7 protein-coding genes are annotated in these 7,155 nt (G+C 67.8%); all 7 read right to left on the bottom strand.

Annotation, left to right across the window (positions count from 1 at the left end; all coding sequences use genetic code 11):
* Positions 1-82: 82 nt before the first annotated feature.
* Entirely contained in the window at positions 83-1,384 is a 1,302-nt protein-coding gene (locus AC1DQP_RS13945) for a glutamate-5-semialdehyde dehydrogenase (protein ID WP_478051822.1), read from the bottom strand.
* A gap of 78 nt (positions 1,385-1,462) precedes the next feature.
* On the bottom strand, positions 1,463-2,611 hold the full coding sequence (proB, locus tag AC1DQP_RS13940) for a glutamate 5-kinase (protein WP_478051821.1): 1,149 nt from the start codon (positions 2,609-2,611) through the stop codon (positions 1,463-1,465).
* Between the two features lie 13 nt (positions 2,612-2,624).
* Positions 2,625-2,885 (bottom strand): YciI family protein, encoded by a 261-nt coding sequence (locus AC1DQP_RS13935; protein ID WP_256775624.1) that lies wholly within the window; start codon positions 2,883-2,885, stop codon positions 2,625-2,627.
* A gap of 72 nt (positions 2,886-2,957) precedes the next feature.
* Positions 2,958-4,253 carry an argininosuccinate lyase gene (gene argH, locus AC1DQP_RS13930; RefSeq protein ID WP_457319658.1) on the bottom strand — a complete coding sequence of 432 codons (1,296 nt, stop codon included), beginning with the start codon at positions 4,251-4,253 and terminating at the stop codon, positions 2,958-2,960.
* Between the two features lie 74 nt (positions 4,254-4,327).
* Complete coding sequence (gene argC / locus AC1DQP_RS13925; protein ID WP_478051820.1) at positions 4,328-5,281, bottom strand: N-acetyl-gamma-glutamyl-phosphate reductase; 954 nt, start codon at positions 5,279-5,281, stop codon at positions 4,328-4,330.
* Positions 5,278-5,877 (bottom strand): GNAT family N-acetyltransferase, encoded by a 600-nt coding sequence (locus tag AC1DQP_RS13920; RefSeq protein WP_256775627.1) that lies wholly within the window; start codon positions 5,875-5,877, stop codon positions 5,278-5,280. Before AC1DQP_RS13920 ends, argC begins: the two co-directional genes overlap by 4 nt.
* 5 nt (positions 5,878-5,882) lie before the next feature.
* The coding region (locus AC1DQP_RS13915; RefSeq protein ID WP_478051819.1) for an acetylglutamate kinase at positions 5,883-7,155 on the bottom strand (1,273 nt) is incomplete at its 5' end.

Below are 7,155 nucleotides of genomic sequence, written 5' to 3'. Positions count from 1 at the left end.
GATGTGGAGGAGCCGGCCAGCGGCCGGCACTACCTGTTGCGCCTATCTGCGATGACGAGCCGCCGCCACCGGGGTGCGCTGCTCACGTTCGGGTCTGGCCTTCCCCGCGCACCACGAAACGTTCCACCGTCAGGGCTTCCAGGCCCATCGGGCCGTAGGCGTGCAGGCGGGTGGTGGAAATGCCGATCTCCGCACCCAGGCCGAGTTCGCCGCCGTCGGAGAAGCGCGAGGACGCGTTGACCATCACCACCGCCGAGCGCAGCGCGTGCACGAAGCGTTCGGCGGCGACGGGGTCTTCGGTGACGATCACTTCGGTGTGGTCCGAGCTGTACTGCTGGATATGCGCCAGCGCCTGCTCGAGGTCGTCGACCACGCCTACGGCGATGATCAGGTCCAGGTACTCGGCGGCGTAATCGTCATCGGTGGCCAGCGCGGCATCGGTCAGCCAATGCCGCGCGCGCGCGTCGGCACGTATCGCCACGCCACGCGCGCGCAGCGCTTCATCGGCCAATGGCAGGAAGGTCGCGGCGATATCGGCGTGCACCAGCAACGTCTCCAGCGAATTGCAGGCCGACGGCCGGCTGCACTTGCCGTCCAGCAGCAGCGCCAGCGCACGCTCCACATCGGCCGCACAGTCCACGTACAGATGGCACACGCCCTTGTAGTGCTTGATCACCGGTACGCGCGCATGTTCGGCCACGAAGCGGATCAGGCCTTCGCCGCCGCGTGGGATCGCCAGATCGATCACGTCGTTGAGCTGCAGCAGGGCCAGCATGGTTTCGCGGCGCAGGTCTTCGACCAGGGTCAGGGCGGCATCGGCCACGCCGGCCTCGCGCAACGCACGCTTGAGCGCGCTGGCGATCGCGGTGTTGGAATGGATCGCCTCCGAGCCGCCGCGCAGGATCACCCCGTTGCCCGCCTTGATGCACAGCGCGGCCGCATCGGCAGTCACGTTCGGGCGCGCCTCGTAGATCATCGCGATCACGCCCAGTGGCACGCGCACCTTCTGCACGCGGATACCGTTGGGGCGTACGTCATCGCGGGTGACCCTGCCGACCGGATCGGGCAGCGCGGCGACCTCGCGCAGCGCGGCAGCGATGCCGGCCAGGCGTTGCGGATTGAGCGCCAGGCGATCGAGCATCGCAGTGCCGGTGCCCTTTTCACGCGCCGCCTCGAGATCGCGCGTATTGGCGGCGAGAATTGCACCGGTATCGGCCTCCAGTGCCGCAGCCATCGCCTCCAGCAGCGCCGTCTTGGCAGTGGAGGACAGCTGCGCGAGGTGTTGGGCCGCGTTGCGGCAGGCCAGCGCCTGGGCGCGGATGTCGGAGGGGGAACTGGCGACCATCTCAATGTCCTCTGAAGATGCAGGGTAGAGCCACGCCATGCGTGGCTGCGGGATGTCGAACGGGGCCCGGCTGCGCAGCCACGCATGGCGTGGCTCTACCGTGGATGTTTTTACGCTTTACAGCAGCACCAGATCGTCGCGATGGATCACATTGCCACCGTAGTTGTAGCCGAGCACGCCTTCGATATCGCGCGAATGGCGGCCGGCAATGCGGCGGATGTCACTGGCCGAATACTGGCTCACGCCGCGCGCCAACCGCACCTCGCCACCGGCATCGCGCAGGCGCACTTCGACCATGTCGCCACGACGGAAGTCACCCTCAGCGCCGCGCACGCCCCCGGGCAGCAACGAGGCGCCCTTGTCGCGCAGCGCGTCGGCGGCGCCGTCGTCAACCAGGATCGCGCCGGGTTCAAGGGGTGCATGCCGCAACCAGTACTTGCGCGCGGCCACGCGGGTCTGCGCGGCATGGATGCGGGTGCCGAACAGGCGCCCCTGCGCCAGCGCCCGCACCACGTCGCTGTCGCGGCCGTTGAACAGGCAGGTGTCGATACCGACGCGGCCGGCCTTGGCCGCGGCCTCCAGCTTGGTGTGCATACCGCCGGTACCGGCCCCGCTGCCGGCGCCACCGGCCATCGCCAGCACCTCGCCGGTGAGTTGGGGCACGTCATGGATCGGGCGCGCCTGCGGGTCGCGGCGCGGGTCGTTGCTGTACAGGCCATCGATATCGGTGGCGATGAACAGCACGTCCGCATCGATCAACGCCGCCACGGTCGCGGCAAGGTTGTCGTTGTCGCCGAGCTTGAGCTCATCCACCGACACGGTGTCATTCTCATTCACCACCGGCAGCGCGCCGAGGCGCAGCAGTTCGTTGAGGGTGGCGCGCGCATTGAGGTAGCGGCGACGGTTGCGCAGGTCGTCGTGGGTGAGCAGCACCTGCGCCACCGGACGCTCGAAGAAGCGCTGCCACAGCCCGATCAACTGCGCCTGGCCCAGCGCGGCCAGCGCCTGGCGGGCAGCCATCGCCGCGCCGGCTTCCAGCGCACGCGGCACGATCGCGCGTCCCGCGGCGACTGCGCCGGAGGAGACGATCACCACCTCGCGCCCGGCCAGTACATTGGCCGACACGAACTGCGCCAGTCCCAGCGCGTGGCGCGGCGACAGACCGCCGCCATCGGCGGCCAGCAGACTGCTGCCCACCTTGAGCACGGCACGCTTCCACTGCGGCACGGCCTGTTCGGGAAACGGCGATTGCACGGTCGGGGTCATCGGTGGGCAGGCCTCAGCGGGTGTTCCATTCGTGGATGCTGGCGGTGGCGCTGCCGCGCACCAGCAGCGGGTCGGTGTCCACCAGCGCCTGCGCGGCGGCCAGATCGGGCACGTCCTGCAGCACGTAGGCACCGCCGCTCTTGTCGCTGAAGCCGCCGGTCAGCAGCAGCTGTCCGCGGGCGCGCAGCTCATCGAGGAAACGAACGTGTTCGGCACCGACATCATCGCTGAAGGCCGGAGTGCGCTTCACCAGGACCAGGTAACAGGTTTTCATGGGGCTTCCTTTTCGCCGGGCAACGCCCGGCACGTCGATGAAGAAACGGCGACCTCGCGGTCGCCGTCGTGATTACACCAGTGCGGCCCAGCGGGCGCCCAGCTCGTCCAGCCGCAGGTCGGCGGCCGCACCGGGCGACACGCGCGCGGCCAGGCTGCCTTCGGGCGTGCGCCCCTGTCCGGCCGTGTCCGCTGCCGCTGCAGCCGCTTTGTAGGCCTCACGGAACGGCACACCGGCCACGGCCGCTTCCACGGCCACATCGGTGGCGTACATGCCCGAGTCGATCGCTGCACGCAGCTTGTCGTCACGCCATTCCAGGTTGGCCAGCAGCGCCGGCAGCAGTTCCAGCGCGGCCAGGCCGCGGCCGAAGCCGTGGAAGATCGCGCCCTTGCTGCTCTGCAGATCGCGGTGGTACCCGGACGGCAGCGACAGCAGCTGCTCGATCTCGGTGCGCGCGGCGGCCACGCTGGCGTGGGTGGCGCGCATCAGTTCGATCACGTCCGGGTTGCGCTTGTTGGGCATGATCGAACTGCCGGTGGTGTATTGCGCCGGCAGCGCCACGAAACCGAACTCACCACTGGTGAACAGCGACAGATCCCACGCGATGCGGCGCAGGTCCAGGGTGGCCCCACCGAGTGCTTCCAGCGCGGCCAGCTCGAACTTGCCGCGCGAGAGCTGCGCATAGATCGGCGAGATCTGCATGCGCGCAAAACCGAGTGCCTCGGTGGTGTGCGCGCGATCCAGCGGCAGGTTCACGCCGTAACCGGCGGCGGTGCCGAGCGGATTGGCATCGATGAGGTTGAAGGTATCGTGCGCGCGGATGGCGTTGTCGATGAAGGCCTCGGCCCAGCCGGCCCACCACATGCCCGCCGAGGACACCACGGCGCGCTGGATGTGCGTGTAGCCGGGCACCGGCAGGTCTTTCTCGGCCTCGGCACGGTCGAGCGCKACCTTGGCGATCTCGCGGCTCAGGCCGGCCACCTGCTGCAGCTTGTCCTTCAGCCACAACCGGGTGGCGACCAGGATCTGGTCGTTGCGGCTGCGGCCGGTGTGGATCTTACGGCCGGCATCGCCGAGGCGCTCGGTCAGGCGGGCTTCGATCGCCGAGTGGCAGTCCTCGAAACGCTCGTCGAGCACGAACGTGCCGCTGCGGAAGTCCTCGGCCAACACGTCCAGCTCGCGCTGCAGGCCATCCAGTTCATCGGTGGAGAGGATGCCGATGTGCTGCAGGCCCTGCGCGTGCGCCTTGCTGGCGGCAACGTCATACAGGAAGAACGCGCGATCCAGGATCACATCATCGCCCGCCAGGAAGGTCTGGATCTTGGCGTCCACCGCCACGCCGGGCTTCTGCCACAGAAGGTCTGCCATGTCTTGCTCCGTAGGCGGAATCGCTCCGCCGGGTTGTACGCGCGCACCGTGGTCGGGTGCGCAGCGGAGAGGGTTCAGTGCGGGATCGAGGCCAATTCGTCCAGGCCCAGCGCCAGGTTGAGGTTCTGCATGGCCTGGGTGGCCGCCCCCTTGAGCAGGTTGTCCAGGGTGGCAACCACCACCACGCGCTTGCCGCCCGGGGCCACGTCGAAGCCACCGATCTGCACGCCGTGGCGGCCGGCGATGCGGCTGACCCACGGAGCTTCGTCGAGCACTTCGATGAGCGCCTCATGGGCGTAGTACGCCTGGTACAGGGCGATCACGTCCTCGCGCTTGACCGTCTCGTTCAACCACAGGTTGACGGTCATGGTGATGCCACGGAAATGCGGCGCCACGTGCGGCATGAACTCGACCGGCACGCGCAGGTGCGCGGTCACTTCGCGTTCGTGCACGTGGTTGGTGAGCGCGTACGGCATCAGGTTGTCGCGCAGCAGTTCGGGGTTGTTCTTGTCCGATGCGGTGGTGCCGGCGCCGGAGTACCCGGACACGCCGAAGCACTGGGGCGGGCCGGCCAGCTGCTTGAGCAGCGGGCTGATCGCCAGCTGCATCGCGGTGGCATAGCAGCCCGGGTTGCTGATGTGCTTCTGACCCAGGTAATCGCCCCGGGTCAGTTCGGGCAGGCCGTAGTACCAGCTGCCTTCGAAGCGGTGGTCGGCCGACAGGTCGACGATCACCGTGTCCGGCCTGGCCGCATCGAGCGCGGTGACGAACGGTGCGGACAGGCCATTGGGCAATGCCAGGATCACCGCGTCCACGCCCTTGGCCGCGACCGCGTCGGCGTCCAGGTTTTCGAACTGCAGGTCGCCCTGCCAGTCGGTGTGGTGGTCGGCCACGCGCTGGCCCGCAAGCTCACGCGAGGATACAAAGCCCAGCGTCAGGTTCGGGTGCGCGGCGATCAGCTTGATCAGCTCGGCGCCGGTGTGGCCGCGGGCGCCGACGATGCCGACGGAGAAGGTCGTGGTGCTCATGCGTGTGCGTCCAGGCGGTGCTGCAGGTGGCGCTTCACGCCCTGCCATTCCGCGTCGATGATGGAGAAGATCACGGTGTCGCGCGGGGTGCCATCGGGGTGGCGCTTGTGGTTGCGCAGCACGCCGTCCTGCTTTGCGCCCAACCGCGCGATCGCCGTGCGCGAGGCGACATTGAACCAGCTGGTCTCGAACACCACGCTCAGGCAGTTCAGCCGCTCGAAGGCATGGGTGAGCAGCATCAGCTTGGTTTCGGTGTTGACGCCGGTGCGCTGGGCGGCCTCGCCATACCAGGTGTAGCCGATGCTCAGCCGGGGCACGTCCTCTTCCATCCCGTAATAACGGGTGGTGCCGACCACTTCATCGGCAGCGTTGAGGACCGCGAACGGCAATACCTTGCCCTCGGCCTGCGCCTGCAGCGCAGCCTGCACGTAGGCGGTCATGGTTTTGGCGCTCGGCACCTGGGTGTACCAGAGCCGGGACAGCGCACCGTCGCCCAGCGCGCCGCGCAGACCGTCGATGTGCGCCATCTGCAGCGGCTCCAGCCGGGCGTGCGTGCCGGCAAGTGTGGGCACCTTGGTCCAATCGGCGTGATTCATGGGGTTCAGCCCTCCAGGCTCGGGGTGCGGGTTGCGCAGTGTTCAACGTAGGTGCGGATCCGCTCGAAACCATCGGCGCCGAACCAGAACACCTTCCAGGTGCCCTGCTTGTAGCACCCGTCGGATTCGGCGTAGTAGAAGTGGTTGATCGGGTTGCCGTTGCGCGAACGCCAGAACAGCTGCGGGGTTTCATCCAGCATGACATTCCACACCGCCCGGCCAAGGCCTTCGCCCTGGGCGTCATCGAGCACCGCGAACTTGTCCAGGTACACACCTTCGGCTTCGTCGGTGAGGATCACGGCGGCGCGGTAGTTCTCGCTGACGTAGGCGCGCAGCAGTTTGGTGCGGTCGAAGTAGTCGGGCACCAGCGTACGCCCGAAGCTGGATTCGATCAGCTGCTTCAGCCGCGGCAGGTCAAGTTCGCTCCACGCGGTGGCGCGCAGCACCTTCTCGCCCTTGCGCACCAGCGTGCCCGAGCCCTTGTGGGTGAACAGTTCCTTGGCCAGATCCGCCGGGCGGGTGATCGACACCGAGGACTCCAGCGGCAGGCGATCGAGCAGGTCCTTGATCTGTTCGATCTTGACCCGCATGCCGCCGTGGATCCACGGCTGCTGCATGAGCTGGTCGTACTCGGTGGACAGGTTGATCGAGTCGATCACCTTGCCTTCTTCGTCGAGCAGGCCGCCGGTACCGGTGAGGAAGATGATCTTGTACGGCTGCAGTTCCTGCACCAGCTCGTTGGCGGCGAAGTCGGCGTTGACGTTGAGGATCTGCCCGCAGCGGGTTTCGCCCAGGCTGGTGATCACCGGGATGGAGCCGGCACGCAGGCTGGCTTCGATCGGGGCCAGGTTGACCTTCTTCACTTCACCGACCAGGCCGTAGGTGGCCTGGTCCAGGTACTCGGCCTCGAACACGCCGCCGGTGATGGAGGTGGCGYGCGCGCCGTTCTGCTGCAGCGCTTCGACCAGCTGCAGGTTGGACGCCTGGAACACCCGGCGCACGATCGCCAGGCCTTCCGGCGAGGTCACGCGCAGGCCGTTGACGGTTTGCTTGACGATGCCCGCCGCCGACAGCTCGGCGTCCAGCTGCGGACCGGCACCGTGCAGCACGATCGGGGTCAGCCCCACTTCCTGCAGGAATGACAGCGACGAGGTCAGCGCATCCAGATCATCGCGCAGCACCGCGCCGCCGACCTTGACCACGGCGAAGCGCTTGGCATCCAGCTGCGAAAAACGCTTGAGGTACTGGCTGATCTCCTTCGCGCTGGCCATGCTGGAG

Source organism: Stenotrophomonas sp. P5_A8 (assembly GCF_056400545.1).
The sequence above is the reverse complement of the archived record's forward strand: the minus strand, read 5'-3'. Positions and strand labels throughout refer to the sequence as shown.

Bases quoted from the DNA above. Each gene is read 5' to 3' on its own strand.
- AC1DQP_RS13945 (WP_478051822.1), bottom strand. From the start codon at position 1,384: ATGGCGTGGCTCTACCCTGCATCTTCAGAGGACATTGAGATGGTCGCC.
- proB (WP_478051821.1), bottom strand. From the start codon at position 2,611: ATGACCCCGACCGTGCAATCGCCGTTTCCCGAACAGGCCGTGCCGCAG.
- AC1DQP_RS13935 (WP_256775624.1), bottom strand. From the start codon at position 2,885: ATGAAAACCTGTTACCTGGTCCTGGTGAAGCGCACTCCGGCCTTCAGC.
- argC (WP_478051820.1), bottom strand. From the start codon at position 5,281: ATGAGCACCACGACCTTCTCCGTCGGCATCGTCGGCGCCCGCGGCCAC.
- AC1DQP_RS13920 (WP_256775627.1), bottom strand. From the start codon at position 5,877: ATGAATCACGCCGATTGGACCAAGGTGCCCACACTTGCCGGCACGCAC.